The organism is Shewanella polaris, from assembly GCF_006385555.1.
Lineage (GTDB): Bacteria > Pseudomonadota > Gammaproteobacteria > Enterobacterales > Shewanellaceae > Shewanella > Shewanella polaris.
On the sequence record NZ_CP041036.1, the window covers coordinates 2,011,804 to 2,030,372 of the forward strand.

The window sequence follows — 18,569 nt, forward strand, 5'->3', positions numbered from 1 at the left end:
TCGACCTGAAATTAGTTAAGCATGCTTTTAGGTTCAGTGAACTCAAGATTTAATGCTTCAGCTACTTCTTTACAAACTATCTTACCGTGGATAACGTTTAAGCCATTTAATAAATGTTTGTCATTTAATAATGCCTGTTTGTAACCTAAGTTAGCTAACTTAATAATATAAGGTAGAGTGGCATTGTTTAATGCGAATGTAGACGTTCGCGCAACAGCACCTGGCATGTTAGCTACGCAGTAATGTACTACGTCATCAACAATAAACGTTGGGTCTTGGTGAGTAGTAGCGTGTGATGTTTCAACACAACCACCTTGGTCAATAGCAACGTCAACAATCGCACTACCTGGTTTCATACGCTTAATCATGTCTTTAGTCACCAATTTTGGCGCAGCAGCACCTGGGACTAATACACCACCAATAACAAGATCGGCTTCTAACACATGGCGTTCAATCGCATCAGCTGTTGAGTAAATCGCTTTAACTGCAGAACCAAATTGAACATTTAAACGGCGTAAAGCATCAATGCTTCGGTCTAATACCACTACGTCGGCACCCATACCAACAGCCATTTGTGCTGCGTTAGTACCAACCATACCGCCGCCGATAATCACAACTTTTGCTGGCTCAACACCAGGAACACCACCAAGTAACATACCACGGCCACCCAATGATTTTTCAAGTGCGCGGGCACCCGCTTGAATCGACATGCGGCCTGCTACTTCTGACATTGGAGCGAGTAGGGGTAATCCACCACGGTCATCAGTGACTGTTTCATAAGCAATACACACAGCACCGCTACTGATTAAATCTTTTGTTTGTGGTAAATCTGGTGCAAGATGCAAATAAGTAAACAGAATTTGGTCTTGGCGTAACATTGAACGTTCAATTGCAAGTGGCTCTTTAACTTTAACTATCATCTCCGATTTTACAAACACTTCAGCAGCTGTTGCTAAAATCGAGGCGCCTGCGTCAATATAGTCTTGATCTGTAAATCCAATACCTAAACCCGCTTCTGATTGAATAAATACATCGTGACCTTTATTGGTCAATTCGCGAACGCTTGAAGGAACCATACCTACACGGTATTCATGGTTTTTGATTTCTGTTGGAACACCAATAATCATTTTTTGAGCCTCGATTGAAATTAAACCCACTCAAGTGGGTTTAGTTGTTATAAATTGTGACCTGATCGTGTTACCTTCAGGTAACTCTAGTATAGTGTTGCTTTAGTAGATTATGCTGCTATAGTTTCTAAAATAATAGAGTTAAATATTGTTTTATGGATAAAACATGGTTAAATATATGGCAAATAATAAAAGCTTTTCAGTGAAAGATTTAGACCGCATTGATCGTAACATTTTGAATGAGCTGCAAACGGATGGTCGTATTTCAAATGTTGAACTATCAAAACGAGTAGGATTAAGCCCTACACCCTGTTTAGAAAGAGTGAAAAGACTAGAAAAACAGAAGTTTATTACAGGCTATACCGCAACGGTTAACCCACATTTTCTAGGTGCATCGTTATTAGTGTTTGTAGAGATTACCCTTAATCGTGATACTCCTGATATATTTGACCGATTCAACCGCGCGGTTCAATTGCTTGATGATATTCAAGAATGTCATTTAGTCTCTGGTGATTTTGATTATTTATTAAAAACAAGAGTGTCAGATATGTCGGCATATCGGCGTTTATTAGGTGAAACCCTACTGAAACTTCCTTCAATATCAGATACTCGTACTTATGTTGTAATGGAAGAGGTTAAACAAACCAGTAAAGTTGCGTTGTACAATTTAGGTTAATGACTTCGGCTGCAATACCAGCCAAACCAGCAAACCCTGAATGGTGAATTATCTTCCGTTGTTGGAAGTCATATTCACCATTTTTGTTTTGTATTGCTTGTGCTGAAAAACTAACCAAGTATAGATTCATTTGTAATGCTTTTGAGTTTTAGGATTAATTCGACATAACAATCGATTGAGCTTCATATAATCAAGGTGCATAATCACTGCAAATACAGTGATATTCTGTTATATTACTCCTTATTTTTCACTCTTTTATGGATGTTTTCGTTTGACTCAGGAAAATAGTCTAAGAACACTCAGTGGCCTACAACGGTTACTTGAAGGTGGTTTAATTCTTTGTTGCATGGTTGCAACCTACATTCTATTGGCGCTGTCCAGTTTTAACCCGAATGATCCGGGCTGGAGTCAGTCGCATTTTCAAGGTGAAATCCACAATTGGACCGGTGCCGTTGGCGCATGGACCGCTGATGTGCTGTTTTATTTTTTTGGTTTTATGGCCTTTTTAATTCCCATTATTATTGCCACTACAGGCTGGTTTATTTTTAATCGTGCACATCGCTTATTCGAAATAGACTTTTTTTCTGTTGGGTTAAGAATCATTGGCTTTATTCTCATGTTGTTGGCTTTGGCTGCGCTGTTCAGTATGAATGCCGATAATATGTTTGTTTTTTCTGCTGGTGGTGTTGCTGGTGATGTGATCAGTCAGGCAATGTTGCCCTACTTTAATAAGTTAGGTACCACATTATTATTAATGTGTTTTATTGGTGCCGGCTTTACCTTAGCTACCGGTATTAGTTGGTTAACCATTATAGAGTTAACGGGGTTAGGGGCTATTTGGTGTGCCAAAAAATTATGGTCGCTACCGCAATTGTTTAAACATGAACGTGAAACTGAAGATACTAAAGGTTTTATGTCATTAGTGGATAAGTTTACCCAGCGTCGTGATGAAATTGATCAACATGATCAACCGTCAATAGACGTTGAACCCGCTGTGGACATTTCTGAAATTGCTGAAAAGAAACGCCGCTTTTTTAGTCGTAAAGCAAAACCGACAGAAGATATCATAGTGTCAGACATTGATGACCAAGAGCTTGATGTCGATGATATTGATGAGCGCCAAGAGCCGTCGATGCAACTTGATAACGATGAAGCACCATTTGCACCTTGGATAGCCAGTAAAGATGATGTCAATATTGATGACCAGGACATCAATGACGGCGCTATCAATAACCCAGATTTAACTGACGATTCATTTGATGAAGCCTTTGCTAAACCTCATTCAACTGGCGCTTTAGTCGCACAAAAACAGCCTAAAAAAGAAGTCAAGATTGTTGATGGCGTTGTGGTGATTGATGGGCAAAGCCCACAAGTACGTCAAAAGATGGATCCACTCCCCAGCATTACCTTACTCGATGTTCCTGATCGTAAGAAAAACCCTATTAGTGAAGCAGAGTTAGATCAGGTAGCTCGGTTAGTTGAACTTAAATTGGCGGATTTTAACATTATCGCCAATGTAGTAGGGGTTTACCCTGGGCCTGTTATTACTCGTTTTGAACTTGAATTAGCCCCAGGGGTTAAAGCGTCTAAAATCACTAATTTATCGAAAGATTTGGCTCGTTCATTATTGTCCGAAAACGTGCGCGTTGTTGAAGTCATTCCAGGTAAAGCCTACGTAGGCCTAGAGTTACCTAATAAATTTCGTGAAACAGTCTTTATGCGTGATGTACTAGATTCAGCAGCCTTTAAAGAAAGTAAATCAAGCTTGTCAATGGTGTTAGGCCAAGACATTGCTGGCGATCCAGTCGTGGTTGATTTAGGCAAAATGCCGCATCTATTGGTTGCAGGAACCACAGGTTCTGGTAAGTCGGTGGGTGTGAACGCGATGATCACCAGTTTACTGTATAAATCGGGCCCTGATGATGTCCGTTTTATTATGATTGACCCTAAAATGCTTGAATTGTCTGTGTATGAAGGTATTCCACATTTATTGTGTGAAGTTGTTACCGACATGAAAGAAGCGGCCAATGCACTGCGCTGGTGTGTAGGCGAAATGGAACGCAGATATAAACTAATGTCGGCATTAGGGGTGCGTAACCTTAAAGGTTACAACATAAAAATTAAAGAAGCGGCAGCCAAAGGCGAGTACATTCCCGATCCATTATGGAAGTCGTCAGAAAGCATGTTAGACGATGCGCCGCCGTTAGAAAAACTGCCTTCTATTGTGGTTGTTGTCGACGAATTTGCAGACATGATCATGATCGTAGGTAAAAAAGTAGAAGAACTGATAGCCCGTATCGCGCAAAAAGCTCGAGCGGCAGGTATTCACTTAATATTAGCAACACAACGTCCGTCAGTTGATGTGATCACTGGTTTGATTAAAGCCAATATTCCGACTCGTATAGCTTTCCAAGTATCGTCACGTATTGATTCTCGTACTATCCTTGATCAACAGGGCGCAGAAACGCTGTTAGGAATGGGTGATATGTTGTATTTGCCACCGGGTACGGGTTTGCCAAATCGTGTTCACGGGGCATTTATTGATGATCACGAAGTTCATAAAGTGGTTGCAGACTGGTGCGCTCGTGGTAAGCCGCAATATGTTGATGAAATTCTTAATGGCGCTACCGATGGTGAACAGGTGTTGTTACCTGGTGAAACCTCAGACAGCGAAGAAGAGTTGGACGCTTTATATGATGATGCCGTGGCATTTGTGACCGAAACTCGCCGTGGTTCAATTTCTAGCGTGCAACGTAAATTTAAAATTGGTTACAATCGCGCCGCCCGTATTATTGAAATGATGGAAAGCCAAGGTATTGTGACAGCCCAAGGCCACAATGGTAATCGTGAAGTGTTGGCACCGCCACCACCGAGGAATTAATGGTAATGATGAACAAACGTTTTGCGGTATTAAGTCTATTATTGACCACAAGTTTAAGTTGTTTTGCCGCTACGGCTGATGACGCAACCGAATTACGCGCCAAGTTATCAAATATTGATAGCTTACATGCGACATTTGCCCAGCAAGTGACAGACATAAACAATAAGCCCATTCAAACCGGAAGCGGTGTATTTGCGCTTGCGTATCCTAATCAATTTTACTGGCATTTAACTCAGCCAGATGAGTCATTGATTGTGGCTGACGGTGCTAATTTGTGGATTTTTAATCCCTTTGCCGAAGAAGTCACTGTGATGGATGTGGCCCAAGCGGTCGATGCATCACCAATGGCTTTATTGGTTCATCGAGATGAAGCGACATGGGCTAAATACTCAGTTATCAAGCAAGACGTTAAAGGCACATTACATTGTTTTGATATCCAACCTAAAAAGCTCAATAGCAATGTGGTTGCGGTAAGTGTGTGTTTCGACGCGGATCAATTAGTTAAATTTAACTTAACTGATGAACAAGGAAACTTGAGCCAATTTACATTAACTCAGCAGCGCTTAGTAAAAGATAACGAAGCCGATATCTTTAAGTTTGCCGTGCCTGATAACGTTGATATAGACGATCAACGTTTAAAGCAAACTAACTAGGTTGTTTGATGGCTAATTTAGGTTTTGATTTTGCCCCAGACTTTCGCCCCTTGGCTGCTCGCATGCGCCCAAGAGACATTAGTGAATATATCGGTCAGGCACATTTGTTGGGTGACGGTCAGCCACTGCGTAAAGCTCTGGAAGCTAACCGCGCACATTCAATGTTGCTATGGGGGCCGCCAGGGACAGGAAAAACAACTTTAGCAGAATTAATTGCTCATTATGCCAACGCCCATGTTGAACGTATATCCGCGGTTACATCTGGTGTAAAAGACATTCGTGCAGCAATAGAACAAGCAAAAGCTATCGCCCAAAGTCGTGGTCAACGTACCTTATTATTTGTTGACGAAGTCCACCGTTTTAATAAAAGCCAGCAAGATGCTTTTCTACCCTTTATTGAAGATGGTACAGTTATTTTTATTGGTGCAACCACCGAAAACCCCTCATTTGAAATCAATAACGCCTTATTATCTCGGGCGCGTGTTTACCTTATTAATCGCTTAACCTCAGACGAAATTAGTTTAATTGTCACTCAAGCATTAACCGATGTTGAACGCGGTTTAGGCAAACGCCAGTTAACACTACCTGCCGATGTCACTAAGCAGCTTGCAGATATTAGCGATGGCGATGCTCGTAAAGCGCTTAACTTGCTGGAACTCATGAGTGATTTAGTCAGCGATGGCGGCGAATTTACCACCGAAATGCTCACTCAGGTCGCTGGACATCAAGCTGCGGGTTACGATAAAAATGGTGATCAATTTTACGATTTAATTTCAGCCGTGCATAAGTCAGTACGGGGCTCAGCACCCGATGCCGCTTTGTATTGGTATTGCCGAATTTTAGAGGGTGGTGGCGATGCTTTGTATGTTGCACGTCGATTACTGGCTATTGCCTCAGAAGACATTGGTAATGCCGATCCCGTTGCCATGACGGTTGCATTAAACGCTTGGGATTGTTATCACCGCATAGGCCCTGCCGAAGGTGAACGTGCTATTGCACAAGCTGTTTTATACATGGCCAGTGCGCCCAAGAGTAATGCCGTTTATAGCGCTTTTAACCAAGCTCGAGAGCTGGCCAAACAAACGGGACACGAACCAGTTCCTAATCATCTGCGTAATGCGCCAACCAAATTGATGAAAGAAATCGGTTTTGGTAAAGAATATCGATATGCGCATAATGAGCCGGGTGCTTATGCCGCAGGTGAAAATTACTTCCCTGAGTCATTACAACATAGCCAATTTTATCAGCCCACTAATAGAGGTTTTGAGAAACGCATTCAAGACAAAATGGCACAATTGAGCCTGCTTGATCAGCAAAGTGAGGACAAACGCTATGATTAATGTGTTGCTCGTTGCATTAGGAGGCTCAATTGGTGCAGTTTTACGCTATCTTTTGTCAATTTTTATGATCCAGCTATTTGGAAGCAGTTTTCCTTTTGGTACACTGTTAGTCAATCTATTGGGATCGTTTTTAATGGGCGCCGTTTATACATTAGGGCAGCTGAGTCATGTTAGCCCTGAAATAAAATCGCTTGTCGGCATAGGCCTATTAGGCGCGTTAACCACGTTTTCGACTTTCTCAAATGAAACCTTATTGCTGTTGCAAGAAGGCTTATGGTTTAAAGCTATTTTAAATGTGTTGTTGAATGTCACCTTATGTCTCTTTATGGTGTATTTAGGTCAACAACTTATACTTTCTCGCGTTTAACTAAAAAGAATTAACAACATGCTAGATCCAAAATTTTTGCGTAATGAACTTGAAATCACCGCTGAGCGTTTAGCCACTCGTGGCTTTATTCTTGATGTCGATAATTTGACCAAGCTTGAAGAAAAGCGTAAATCGCTTCAGGTTGCTACAGAAGACTTGCAAGCGTCGCGTAATGCGATATCGAAGTCGATTGGTCAAGCTAAAGCGCGCGGTGAAGATACCAGTTCGATTATGGCGCAAGTGGGAGATTTAGGTGCGCAGCTAGATGCTAAAAAAGCTGAGCTGACAGAGTTGTTACAACAAATTCAAAGCTTAGCGATGAGCATGCCAAACTTGCCAGATGAATCAGTACCCATTGGTGCAGATGAAAATGACAATGTTGAAGTGCGTCGTTGGGGCACACCTAAAGTATTCGATTTTGAAGTCAAAGATCATCTCGATCTTGGTGAAGCGTTAGGTGGATTAGATTTTAAAAGTGCGGTAAAAATTACCGGTTCACGCTTTATTATTATGCGAGGTCAAATTGCCCGTTTAAATCGTGCCATTGGTCAGTTTATGTTAGACCTTCACACCACTGAACATGGCTATACTGAATGCTATGTGCCGTTATTGGTCAATGAAGAAAGCTTGTTAGGCACAGGGCAATTACCTAAGTTTGGTGAAGACTTATTTCACACTAAACCTGCTACAGAAGAAGGCCAAGGTCTTTCACTTATTCCAACCGCTGAAGTGCCGTTAACTAACTATGTGCGCGACATGATAGTGGATGAAAGCGAACTGCCAATGAAAATGACAGCCTTAACGTCATGTTTCAGAAGTGAAGCGGGCTCTTATGGTCGTGATACCCGTGGTTTGATCCGTCAGCATCAATTTGACAAAGTAGAGCTAGTACAAATTGCTCATCCAGATAATTCAATGCAAGCCCTAGACGACATTACTGCCAATGCAGAAAGAGTATTGCAGTTGTTAGATTTACCATACCGCACTATGGTGTTATGTACTGGTGATATGGGCTTTGGCTCAAGCAAAACCTTTGATATTGAAGTGTGGTTACCGGCACAAAATACTTACCGTGAAATTTCATCTTGTTCAAACATGAAAGATTTCCAAGCGCGTAGAATGCAAGCTAGATATCGCAGTAAAGTCGATAACAAGCCTGCTTTATTGCACACCTTAAATGGTTCTGGTTTAGCGGTCGGCCGTACATTAGTGGCTGTACTTGAAAATTATCAAAATCAAGATGGCACCATTACAGTACCAAACGTTTTGCGTCCATACATGGGTGGCTTAAGTATCATTGGATAATTGCATTATTTGCAAATTGTGTTTTTGCTAGTCGTATTCCATATTGGTTGCGGCTAGCTTTTTAACACTTTGTGGTAAAAGTCAGATGTGTTGATGGTAATTTATACCAATCCTATTAAATATGTGATCTTTCAGCGGGAGTTCAAAGTGCTGTAGGCAAGGCAGATGATTGAAGCGAATAGTGATTCTATTTTGAAAGCATCTAACGAAGCATAAAGGACTTTGAAACCCGCCAGAATGGAGTCTCTCAGGTATTCCACTTCTGTGTTGCATCGATTTAAAAGGGAACAACCATTTCTACATCAATGCGCCTTGAATTGAAAAACCAGAGAGACTCTGAACTGACCAGATATTTAATAGGATTGGTATTATTAATGTTGTAAGGCGTAAATAGCTGTTGCAACTAAACATGCTAGAGCGCATCATGCATATTAATTCTACATTGTATTGAAAATGGTGTGACACTCTAAGTCGATCACTTATTTATAAGGATTGGTACAACCAGTCATGGCTTCAAGTCGGCGTGATAATCGTAGGCTTCTCTATTCATTAGTTATCTTTTTCTTTCTCTCATTGGTAATTATTGAATTAGCTCAAGCAGCATTTATAGTACTAGAAAATATTTTTCCCAAATAACCCCAAATGGGTTATTAAATTTGATAAGTCATAAAAAATCCCGCTTAAGGTACCTTAAGCGGGATTTTTTGTAAGTTTTCTGCGTTATAAGCATTTTGCCGGTTTAGGTAAACCGGCAATTTTGGTTGCTTGCTTAGCAGGTCCAACAGGAAACAAGGTATACAAATATTTAGAATTACCTTTATCTGCCCCTAAACGTTGACCAATAGCTTTAACCAATACTCGAATGGCTGGGCTAGTTTTGTACTCAAGATAAAAATCACGCACAAAACGGATAACTTCCCAGTGTTGTTCGGTTAACTCAATATTCTCCGTTGCTGCTATAACAACGGCCATTGACTCTTGCCAGTCTGATACATTCTTTAAATAACCTTGATGATCAGTTTCAATTTTCTGGCCATTAAATTCAAAAAAGTTTACCAAGTGATCACCTTATCGTGTAACAAAGATTGCTCAACAAATTGTGAATAATCAATAATATCAAAACTGCTGGTTGTGTTATTGGCAAAGGTAATCATCAAGCGATCCATTAAACCTCTTGCTATTACATCATCTTGTAACACAAACAGCTTTACGTCTGCTAAAGCTTGTTGCCAATGGGTTTGTAATAAACAATTCACCGCATCGCTAGACAATAAAACACTGTCTGTAGGGTGAATATACCGCAGGCATGTAGTTAAGGCATCGTCGGTCATTGCAGACGTTTGGATATGATGTAATATCAAAATACTAACACCTCATCAGCCGCTTGCAGGGTTTGGGTTATCACCTCTGGTGTGACCACTGTAGCGGGAATACTAAGATCATCGGGTTGTAGCCCTAATGTGGTCATAGATACTGCACACACTAAAACGGTATCAATATCATAAAGAGATAACGCTTTAAACGCCGACACATAATCTTTAGACCCAGCCTGTTCGGGCGTTTGCCCTACCAGTAAATGTAATACAGCTTCATTGGTAAATACCAGACTCACTTGTTGCTCAAAGCTAGCGCTAAGCATGGCAAAATCTAACCCTTCACGTGTACTTGTTGTACCAAAAGGGGCATGCCTAAAAATAATCACCAGTGATTTCATCGTCTATTCCACTCATACCTTAAAAGCTAATCAATCTATCTGCTTGTTCAATACCAACCACTAATTCACCTAAACCGCCCATGGTAAACGTTTCGCTGCTATTCCATTGTGGTTTTCCATTCTCAACCGCATCTGGTGCAGACAATATGCCGCGCCGCAGAGCCGCTGACACACAATTGGTTAGTGGTATTGAATGTTGTGATGACAATGATCGCCAATTGGAATGCATATCAATTTCGTCAGATGCAGGACAGGTGAGGGCGTTACTGTTGGTTACGCCATCTTGATAGAAAAAGACGTTGATAATTTGATGGCCATTAGCTAATGCGCTTTGGCAAAATGATAACGCGCGAAAACTGGCTGTAGAGCCATAAACACTGCCGTTTACTTGAATGATGAATTTGCTCATTATAAAAAAAATGACCCTAATGTAGGGTCATTTTAACGTAATTTACTGATGAACTCTATCGGCGATTAATCGTCGTTGCCAATACCCATTAAATGTAACAGGCTTATGAACAAGTTTAAAAAGTCTAAGTACAATGAAATCGTCGCACGAACGTAGTTTGTTTCGCCGCCATTCACGATACGACTGGTGTCATATAGAATAAAACCGGTCATTAACAATGCAATACCTGCATTCATTGCCATAAATATTATTGAGCTACCAACGAAGATATTAATGACCATCGCACCGATCATCACTAATAAACCCGCAAATAAGAAGCCGCCCATAAATGAGAAGTCTTTCTTAGTGGTTAACGCATACGCTGAAAGCGACACGAAAATGATAGAGGTTAAGCCTAACGCCTGCATAATTAAGCCAGGACCATTTGCCATACCAGCATAATGATTAAGAATGTAACCGAGCGACGCGCCTTGCATGCCTGTAAAAGCAAATACCCAAAAGATACCAGCAGAACTGTCTGCTTTTTTTAGGGTCACAAATAATAACACTAAGCTACCTAGCGATAAGCCTAAAGACATCATCGGCCCAAGGTTGATAGCCATAGCTAAACCCGCGGTTACAGCAGAAAAAGCCAATGTCATCGCAAGAAGCATGTAAGTGTTTTTTAACAGTTTATTGACTTCGGTCGTCGATAGACTGGGTGATATTACAGATTGTTGATTCATTATCGTCTCCAGGTGTTAACTCAATGATTTGCTCAACGAGAAAAAATATTTTTCACTCTGAAGCTAAATCCTTTTGTATAGGGTAAGCAATGTACATTAAACAAAAATTAATTCATAACAAACATCATCTTAATAGTCGCTAATTTAACATAAACGCTTGTATAAGTAATGTTATTAACAAAAACATATTTAAGTTGTTAAATTAACTAAGCCATTCTTTTTTTAATTTTTCGGTATCGCCTAGGTGATCAATCACCCACTGCATAGCTGGGGTCATATTGGCATTATTCCATGCCAAACAGCAGGCGGTGTCTTGCTTTGGTGTGGCGAGCTGTTTTTCTATCAGCGCACCGGCTTTAATAAAAATATCAGCCAAATGATATGGCATATAGCCCACACCTAAGCCTTCTCTGAAACAATTTATCGCTCTGATCCAATCGGGTACCACAATTCTGCGTTGATTATTCAACAACCAGTTTGGTCTATGGGCAATATTATGAGCAGTATCTTGCAAGCATATTGACGGATATTGTAATAACTCTTCATCTGTTAACGCATGTTCTGCTTTGGCTAACGGGTGATTTTTACCGACTAAAAATGACCACTGGATCATCCCCATATCACGCGACTTAAAGGTGCCACCCACTGGAATGCTTGAGGTTGCCCCTATGGCGATATCGCTCTTGCCTGTGGACAATGCTTCCCACACACCGTTATACACTTCTAAGCGTATTATCAATTCGATATCGGTAAAATGGCGATAAAAATCAGCAATTAAGCCACTAATTTTGTCAGCACGAACCATGTTGTCAATTGCAATTGACAGCGAAGGACGCCAGCCATTGGCAACTTTTTGAGTATCTCGTTTAATGTTATTTAGTTTGGTCATGATCTCGCGCGACTGCGCGACAAAATGTTCACCCGCAGGAGTTAAACTGACACTACGATGGTGGCGCTCAAACAGTATTACCCCTAAATCATCTTCAATTTGTTTAATGGCATAACTCACCGCAGAGGGCACTTTATTCAATTTATTCGCTGCGGCGGTAAAACTGCCCACACGGGCTACAATATCTATCATCTCGAATGCTTGTTCTGAAAGCATCTCGCTATCCTTGGCATTGGCAAAATTACTTGCTGTAAAGGTAAACATTAAGCCTAATCAAATCAAGCAAAGTCGCTATTATCAGCTGTTTAATCACATTTTAAATGGCAAAAAGGTCAACTTAAGTTGATTAGTTCAATTCGACTGTCATCGGACTCGTTTTAGCGCTTCGTAAGCTGTGGAGGCTTAACTATAACGAATACAGTATCTCGATACCGTAATTGCCGTTAACTTGCGTGTTTAATCACCACTTAACAAAATATTTGCATTTTACCCTTTACACAAAACAGTCATTGGCATATTATTCGCCCGCTCGGAGGGATGGCAGAGTGGTCGAATGCACCGGTCTTGAAAACCGGCAACGGTTTATCCCGTTCTAGGGTTCAAATCCCTATCCCTCCGCCACATTCAAATAAAAAGGCCTTATCGAAAGATAAGGCCTTTTTATTTGGGCGAAAGATAGGGCTTTGAACCCACGGGTTCCTCTTTATTAAAGCAAGCTATCCCTCCGCAAGATTTAACAAAAAACTTATTGAAAGATATGACCGTTTATTGGCTGAAAGATAGGGCTTTGAACCCACGGGTTCCTCTTTATTACAAGCAAGCTATCCCTCCGCAAGCTCCAACACCAAATGCCAAATCGACAAATGTAGGGCCTTTTTGTTTGGGCGAAAGATCAATTATGGGTGTCACGATAATTGCCTTGCAAAAATCGGCTGAGAAATGATGAAACGTACTTGCGACATCATTTCTCAGCAGCACTTATCAAATCCTACGGGCAAGAGGGAGTACCCCTTAACCCTAATAGCCACATGCTGTGCATGTGAAAAAATTAAAAGCGTGAAAGAAAAATCAATATGCACACTTTTATGTGGTACGTACTGTTTTTATGTACAGTTATAATGGGGGGGCATCGATTTACGCTAAAAAACGATTTAAAATCGATCTTTAGTTGTATCGTATTTAAAATAGAAAAATCATAATTATCTGATATTGTTATATTTAATTTTTCGGACAGTGATCACAAACTCTACTTTACGCGCAAGCTCGGTTTGTTTTTGTCTGATAGGCACAATTAATTGCTTTACTTCAATAAGATAGCAAATGTAGGATGTTATTAATCAATAACTTGAATGGCCGACTTTAAATTCACTTTGCCGTTCAATAAGCTGTTACTGGTAAAAATATGCATGAACCTGCAAAATATAACTGTCCATTTTGCCGAATTTTAAGTGACGAAAGTGAAAGCTCTATTGAACTGATTTTCGAGTCAAAATTTTCGGTTGGTTTTCTCGGGCTTCGCGGAAATGAAAAATCTGGACCAACTGTATTAATTGCTTCAAAGAAACACTACGAAAATATTTATAGCCTTCCACCAGAGGTTGTAGCAGATTCCTTTGTACTGGCTCAGAATGTAGCTGTAGCTTTAAAGGAGGAGTTTCAGGTAGATGGCACCACTATTTGGCAGCATAATGAACCAGCCGGAGACCAAGATGTGTGGCACTTTCATTTGCATGTTAAAGGGCGGTTGGAAGGTGATTCATTGTATAAGGAAACTGCATATGAGCTTACATCGGAAGAAAGGCAATTTATCCGAGCTAGGCTTAAGAATTACCAGTAACAAACACGCGCAGTGGATTGGTTACGCTGCGCTCCACCAACCTCTGGCGTAAGCGTTATGTGTAGAAAACTATGATCTGCAAAGGGTGTAATCAAGATAAAAAGCTTGTTAAAGCACATGTGATTCCTGAATCGTTTTTCAGGGATTTAAGGGCGGATGAAAAAACTCTCAAATTAATATCTAACGTCGAGGGCGTGCATACTAAAAAGGCGCCGATTGGTGTATATGACAAGGAAATTTTGTGCAGGGAATGTGAGGATAAATTCCAAACTCTAGACGACTACGCAGCCAAGCTGCTTATTGATAATTCAGAAATCGAAGAGCTCAAAAAGAATGGCTCTTTGGTTGGGTATAAAATTCCAAAAATTGATTACGGTCTACTCAAGCGGTTCATAATCAGCTTGTTATGGAGAGCCTCAATAAGTAAGCAAGGATTTTATAGCAAAGTAAATTTAGGGGCCTTAGAAGAGAAAGCTAAAAAACTGATTTGGGAAGAATCTCCAGGTGAAAAAGATGAGTTTTCATTCGTTCTAGCAAAATTCGATGACGAAGGAACTATATCGAAAGCAATGTTAGATCCTTATCAGGAAAGGTGGTATGGAAAACGTTACTATCGTTTTTACATTGGAGGTTTTGTCCTCTATGTTAAAGCTGACTCACAAGTAACTCCTGAACAATGGGCAAAGTTTATCCCCAGCGACGACAACTTGTATGTTGTATCCAGAGGAAAAATAGAACAATCAAAGGAGTTCCCGGTGTTGCTAAGTGGCTTCAATACAAACACATAACACATATGAGCCTTCCGCCAGTCAATAGGCGCGCCTAACTTATTTGACTGCTTTTGCAGTCAAATACCTTTAGTATCCAAGATGGTCAATCAACAAATTCATCTACTTCGTCTGTCAGTTAGCTGTCAAATCATCGTGCTTTTAGCAACAACAGCATGCAAACGCATATAGATTCTCTCTTAGTGCGATTTCTTTAAAAATAAAGAATGCTGCCTGACGCTTTTCATTCCTTTTAAATATCAGCGGCACTACGACTAAATGGATTTAGGAGGTAGAGCGACGCAGGAGACCAAAGCCGAGACATTTATCGGTTAACCCTAAGATGGCACTATTCAAGTTGAGGTGCTTTGTGCACAGTTAGTTTCAGGCTCATTTAGGGTGTAAACGATTTTGTTGATTACATTGTTTGATGCACGCCAATAAGGTGTCATTCTTTACAAAATCAAGTGCAGGTGATGTAGCTTAAATAGTATTTGGCATAGTGATGATGGTGAGAAATCATTGCTTCATCAAACACTAATATGGCTCTGTTTATTAGCTTCGGTTTTCTGCTGTGCCGAATTCTGCAAATGAGAGATAAACCAGTTATTTAGCGTTACGCTATAGTCGTATCGATAAAAGCCGATGAGTTAATCACATCAATCTTAACCCTCGCCAAAGCCATGAAAGCGAGTTATGTTATTTTACAAAAATTGGGTGATTTTGTTTTCGGTTCTAAGCAATGGGAGATGTTGGCAATAGTTATTGGCTATATTTACTCACTTTAGTTATTGGTATTAGCTTTTCGCAATTGCTATTGGCCATAAAAATAGCCAGAACAAATGAACTGGCTATTAGATGTAAATTGATTTGCTAAAGTGGTGGTTATAGTGGTTATAGTGGTTTTAGTTTGCCCTTAGCATCGGCAATTTTTAAGTAGTTTTTAGATTGCATAAACTCAGCAAGCTCAGTTTCAATTCGCTCAAAACAGCTTTCGCCTTCTTTTTCAAAACAGGTGGCTATTTGCACAGCATCTGCACCCGCTAATAAATATTCAAATGCATCGATACCGGTTTTAATGCCGCCAACACCAATGATTTGCACATCATCATCGAGTAATTCACGAAAGGCACGGACATTGGCCAAACCGATAGGTTTAATGTAATCGCCACATAAGCCACCAAAACCACCCTTAGGTTTGATAATCGGTTGTTCTGTATACGGGTCAATCACTAAAGTATTGCCAATAGAGTTTATGCAGGTAATGAATTTAACTGGATATTTTTTAATGATATTGGCCACTGCAATAAAGTGTGACATATCAAAATAAGGGGCTAATTTAATCCCAATCGGTTTATTGCCTAGTGCTGTAATGGCAGCAAGGGCTTTATCAGTTTGCTCAAAATCATAGGCGACCTGTGCTTTACCCGGGATGTTAGGGCAAGAGAAGTTAACTTCAATTAAATCAACATCACTATTTTGAAAAGCACTGACCATTTCAATGTTGTCTTCAACACTGAAACCTGAAACGCTGACGATGACAGGTTTACCTAGCGCTTTTAATTGTGGAACCATTTCTAAATAGGCCTTGTAACCTAAGTTAGGTAACCCCATTGATTGGATAGAACCTAAAGGTAAATCTTGATATCTAGGTTCAGGGTTTCCTTCGCGAGGTTTAATAGTGCAAGATTTTGTTACCACTGCTGCTGAAGCTGATTGAGCAATGGTTTGCAGTTCATCCCAAGTGGTACATTTAGGGCCAGAGGCATTCATCAAATAACTTTCTAGCGGTATTCCTGCAATTTGAGTGGATAAATCGATGTTCATGAAGCGTCCTCTTGACTGAATTAGTATGGATAAAACAATACGACCGCTTTGTGGTGATAAGAGCTTATAGGAAGATTCACCGTCAAATTGCGTCATAGTTTATTCAGCAAGACAATAGAGACTTTGATTAGAAACAAGAAAGAAGCAAAAGAGACAATAAATTTGTAATAGTGTTAACTTGACCAGATCAGGAAGTTACGGGCTTTGTCATTACCTAGCAGGTAAAATACAACTGCTTCAGAACAGATTAGTATGGCTACCCACAATAGTTGGTCAAATAACAGGCAATAATCTACGCTTTATTTATGCTTCCTAAATGCTACTTAAAGATGGCCAGACCAAAATAGACAATCGTTAGCTTAGTAAAATTATGAGGGGCAATTTTAAGTTACACCTGATTTGGGCGGTGAGGCTATAGAATATCTCCCTAAAAGAGGCTTCTAACGTCTATTTGCAAATAAAGTTAATTGATCAATGTGACTGATAATATGCCATATATGGCATTGTTAAGACATAATCTGATTATTCAATAGAAGCTCCTCATGTTTCACTAAGCCCGTAAGGTTACGCTTTTTTATTAACAAAATTGTACTAACCACAATCAATCATTATTGATTTTTTGCAGTCGGTTTATTATTCAATATAAATATACCGATGAATATAGACCAATAAGTTATAAAGAAGGGTTGGACTTATAACCACTGCAAGAGAATAATCCACGGTTCATTTCATACCAACTCAAAAATGCGCAGTGTATGAATGCCTACTTTTCATTTCTTCTGGATTAGCACCATGGATAAAAAACAAGCTTCATTTGGCATTATTATCGCCATATCTTCTCTCCTTTTAGGGGCAGTGCTCCTTGACAGTTCATCGCTCTTTTTGCGTTTATTGTTCGGTTTAAGCCTTGGTTTTGCCTTAACAAAGGGGTCTATAGGTTTTGCCGGCAGTGTTAACCGTGCGTATCGCCGCGGTTCAACGCAATTGTTGCAGACATTAATGTTTATGTTTGTTATTACCGCCATTATTAATGCGGGTTTACTTCTGAATGCCAATCCCGGCAGCTATAATTTATGGGTAAACCCTATAAACCTGGGCTTAGTGCTGGGGGGCGTCATGTTTGGTGCCGGAATGAGTCTTTCAAGCTGCTGTGCCACGGGGGTGATGGTTGAATTGGTGAGCGATATTCCGCGTGCATTGACGACATTATTTTTTTTTGGTGCTGGGGTGTTTTTTGGTTTTCCATTGCAGGCGACACAAACATGGATAACAACCACGTCATTCTCTTCCAGTAGTTTTGCTGGGAAAGGGGTATTCCTGCCGGATCTATTTACCTGGGGGCCTTTGAACGGCTATTTTATTTCAATTCTAGTGAGCATCGCTTTTGCTTTGATCGTGGTTTTTTTCGCTAAAAAATATCAAAATTACCGTCATGCGAAAGGGACATTCTTGGGTGTTGTCGGTGAAACTGCACGTCAAGAAATGCCCCAAAAACATACTCAGCAGCATTTTACTTTATTTAGTGTTGAAACCTATCATAGATGGATTGGTAATCTATGGGAAATGAAAACAGCGGCGCTGGTGATATCTTTGATCTTCGGTATTATGATGGTCTCAACGGGTGCAGGGTGGGGGGCATCAACACCCTTCGGCATCTGGTTTGGTAAAGTGTTAATGGTTTTTGGCATGGGTGCAAATGATATTGCTGACTTTACTTATCGACCTGCCGGTATGTTTACTACTCCGTTTTTCGAGCATAGTATTTCAGTGCAGAATTTTGCCATTATGGTGGGGACATTAATTGCTGTTCTGCTGATGGGTAAATTTTCATTCTCATTTAAAATCAATCATTCTGCAAAACAATTTGCCCTTTTTGCTTTAGGAGGGTTACTGATGGGCTTCGGTACTCGTTTTGCCAACGGCTGTAATGTCGGCGCCTTATTCACACCGATTGCCAATCTTTCATTATCCGGTTGGATTTACTTGGTATTTTTACTTTCTGGGGGAGTTTTAGGTAATAAACTTCATCATTCCCTGATTAAATAATATCGA

The 18,569-nt window shown here is 40.3% G+C and carries 17 protein-coding genes and 1 tRNA gene; 10 read left to right on the forward strand and 8 right to left on the reverse strand.

What is annotated here, in order from left to right:
- Positions 1-11: 11 nt before the first annotated feature.
- Positions 12-1,127, reverse strand: coding sequence for an alanine dehydrogenase (gene ald / locus FH971_RS08835; protein ID WP_137220910.1), 1,116 nt, complete (start codon positions 1,125-1,127; stop codon positions 12-14).
- Between the two features lie 178 nt (positions 1,128-1,305).
- Here ald and lrp point away from each other — a divergent pair, with 178 nt between their 5' ends.
- The 6 genes from lrp to serS all read left to right on the forward strand — a co-directional run bounded on the left by lrp (position 1,306) and on the right by serS (position 8,349).
- Complete coding sequence (lrp, locus tag FH971_RS08840) at positions 1,306-1,803, forward strand: leucine-responsive transcriptional regulator Lrp (protein WP_140234050.1); 498 nt, start codon at positions 1,306-1,308, stop codon at positions 1,801-1,803.
- A gap of 271 nt (positions 1,804-2,074) precedes the next feature.
- Positions 2,075-4,684, forward strand: a complete 2,610-nt coding sequence (locus FH971_RS08845) for a DNA translocase FtsK (protein WP_140234051.1) — start codon at positions 2,075-2,077, stop codon at positions 4,682-4,684.
- 8 nt (positions 4,685-4,692) lie between these two features.
- Positions 4,693-5,337 carry an outer membrane lipoprotein periplasmic chaperone LolA gene (gene lolA, locus FH971_RS08850; protein WP_140235554.1) on the forward strand — a complete coding sequence of 215 codons (645 nt, stop codon included), beginning with the start codon at positions 4,693-4,695 and terminating at the stop codon, positions 5,335-5,337.
- An 8-nt stretch (positions 5,338-5,345) separates the two neighbouring features.
- Positions 5,346-6,677, forward strand: coding sequence for a replication-associated recombination protein A (locus FH971_RS08855; protein WP_140234052.1), 1,332 nt, complete (start codon positions 5,346-5,348; stop codon positions 6,675-6,677).
- Complete coding sequence (crcB, locus tag FH971_RS08860; RefSeq protein ID WP_137220902.1) at positions 6,670-7,044, forward strand: fluoride efflux transporter CrcB; 375 nt, start codon at positions 6,670-6,672, stop codon at positions 7,042-7,044. The genes FH971_RS08855 and crcB overlap by 8 nt, the downstream gene beginning before the upstream one ends.
- An 18-nt stretch (positions 7,045-7,062) precedes the next feature.
- The gene (gene serS, locus FH971_RS08865; RefSeq protein WP_140234053.1) at positions 7,063-8,349 is read left to right on the forward strand and encodes a serine--tRNA ligase; all 1,287 of its coding nucleotides are present in this window, start codon (positions 7,063-7,065) and stop codon (positions 8,347-8,349) included.
- Positions 8,350-9,069: 720 nt separating this feature from the next.
- Here the strand turns inward: serS and FH971_RS08870 are convergent.
- The 6 genes from FH971_RS08870 to punR form a co-directional block, all read right to left on the reverse strand.
- Entirely contained in the window at positions 9,070-9,408 is a 339-nt protein-coding gene (locus tag FH971_RS08870; protein ID WP_140234054.1) for a TusE/DsrC/DsvC family sulfur relay protein, read from the reverse strand.
- Positions 9,402-9,710, reverse strand: coding sequence for a sulfurtransferase complex subunit TusB (gene tusB / locus FH971_RS08875; RefSeq protein WP_140234055.1), 309 nt, complete (start codon positions 9,708-9,710; stop codon positions 9,402-9,404). The genes FH971_RS08870 and tusB overlap by 7 nt, the downstream gene beginning before the upstream one ends.
- Positions 9,707-10,063 carry a sulfurtransferase complex subunit TusC gene (gene tusC / locus FH971_RS08880; RefSeq protein WP_140234056.1) on the reverse strand — a complete coding sequence of 119 codons (357 nt, stop codon included), beginning with the start codon at positions 10,061-10,063 and terminating at the stop codon, positions 9,707-9,709. Before tusC ends, tusB begins: the two co-directional genes overlap by 4 nt.
- A gap of 19 nt (positions 10,064-10,082) precedes the next feature.
- Positions 10,083-10,472 (reverse strand): sulfurtransferase complex subunit TusD, encoded by a 390-nt coding sequence (gene tusD, locus FH971_RS08885; RefSeq protein ID WP_140234057.1) that lies wholly within the window; start codon positions 10,470-10,472, stop codon positions 10,083-10,085.
- Positions 10,473-10,537: 65 nt separating this feature from the next.
- The gene (locus FH971_RS08890; protein ID WP_140234058.1) at positions 10,538-11,197 is read right to left on the reverse strand and encodes a Bax inhibitor-1/YccA family protein; all 660 of its coding nucleotides are present in this window, start codon (positions 11,195-11,197) and stop codon (positions 10,538-10,540) included.
- 202 nt (positions 11,198-11,399) lie between these two features.
- Positions 11,400-12,302, reverse strand: a complete 903-nt coding sequence (gene punR, locus FH971_RS08895) for a DNA-binding transcriptional activator PunR (RefSeq protein WP_140234059.1) — start codon at positions 12,300-12,302, stop codon at positions 11,400-11,402.
- A gap of 315 nt (positions 12,303-12,617) precedes the next feature.
- Here punR and FH971_RS08900 point away from each other — a divergent pair.
- The 3 genes from FH971_RS08900 (at position 12,618) to FH971_RS08910 (ending at position 14,711) form a co-directional block, all read left to right on the forward strand.
- Positions 12,618-12,707 (forward strand) — tRNA-Ser (locus tag FH971_RS08900).
- Positions 12,708-13,488: 781 nt separating this feature from the next.
- Complete coding sequence (locus FH971_RS08905) at positions 13,489-13,923, forward strand: HIT family protein (RefSeq protein ID WP_140234060.1); 435 nt, start codon at positions 13,489-13,491, stop codon at positions 13,921-13,923.
- Between the two features lie 71 nt (positions 13,924-13,994).
- Positions 13,995-14,711, forward strand: coding sequence for a hypothetical protein (locus FH971_RS08910; RefSeq protein WP_140234061.1), 717 nt, complete (start codon positions 13,995-13,997; stop codon positions 14,709-14,711).
- 873 nt (positions 14,712-15,584) lie between these two features.
- Here the strand turns inward: FH971_RS08910 and FH971_RS08915 are convergent.
- Positions 15,585-16,517: a dihydroorotate oxidase gene (locus FH971_RS08915; protein WP_140234062.1), complete on the reverse strand. Its 933-nt coding sequence runs from the start codon at positions 16,515-16,517 to the stop codon at positions 15,585-15,587.
- 792 nt (positions 16,518-17,309) lie between these two features.
- On the opposite strand from FH971_RS08915, the gene FH971_RS08920 reads away from it, so the two are divergent.
- Positions 17,310-18,563 (forward strand): YeeE/YedE family protein, encoded by a 1,254-nt coding sequence (locus FH971_RS08920; RefSeq protein ID WP_140234063.1) that lies wholly within the window; start codon positions 17,310-17,312, stop codon positions 18,561-18,563.
- The last annotated feature ends 6 nt before the right edge of the window (positions 18,564-18,569 follow it).

Bases quoted from the DNA above. Each gene is read 5' to 3' on its own strand.
- FH971_RS08920 (WP_140234063.1), top strand. From the start codon at position 17,310: ATGGATAAAAAACAAGCTTCATTTGGCATTATTATCGCCATATCTTCT.
- lolA (WP_140235554.1), top strand. From the start codon at position 4,693: ATGAACAAACGTTTTGCGGTATTAAGTCTATTATTGACCACAAGTTTA.
- FH971_RS08905 (WP_140234060.1), top strand. From the start codon at position 13,489: ATGCATGAACCTGCAAAATATAACTGTCCATTTTGCCGAATTTTAAGT.
- tusC (WP_140234056.1), bottom strand. From the start codon at position 10,063: ATGAAATCACTGGTGATTATTTTTAGGCATGCCCCTTTTGGTACAACA.
- FH971_RS08855 (WP_140234052.1), top strand. From the start codon at position 5,346: ATGGCTAATTTAGGTTTTGATTTTGCCCCAGACTTTCGCCCCTTGGCT.
- serS (WP_140234053.1), top strand. From the start codon at position 7,063: ATGCTAGATCCAAAATTTTTGCGTAATGAACTTGAAATCACCGCTGAG.
- crcB (WP_137220902.1), top strand. From the start codon at position 6,670: ATGATTAATGTGTTGCTCGTTGCATTAGGAGGCTCAATTGGTGCAGTT.
- ald (WP_137220910.1), bottom strand. From the start codon at position 1,127: ATGATTATTGGTGTTCCAACAGAAATCAAAAACCATGAATACCGTGTA.
- FH971_RS08890 (WP_140234058.1), bottom strand. From the start codon at position 11,197: ATGAATCAACAATCTGTAATATCACCCAGTCTATCGACGACCGAAGTC.
- FH971_RS08910 (WP_140234061.1), top strand. From the start codon at position 13,995: ATGATCTGCAAAGGGTGTAATCAAGATAAAAAGCTTGTTAAAGCACAT.
- lrp (WP_140234050.1), top strand. From the start codon at position 1,306: ATGGCAAATAATAAAAGCTTTTCAGTGAAAGATTTAGACCGCATTGAT.
- tusD (WP_140234057.1), bottom strand. From the start codon at position 10,472: ATGAGCAAATTCATCATTCAAGTAAACGGCAGTGTTTATGGCTCTACA.
- punR (WP_140234059.1), bottom strand. From the start codon at position 12,302: ATGCTTTCAGAACAAGCATTCGAGATGATAGATATTGTAGCCCGTGTG.
- FH971_RS08915 (WP_140234062.1), bottom strand. From the start codon at position 16,517: ATGAACATCGATTTATCCACTCAAATTGCAGGAATACCGCTAGAAAGT.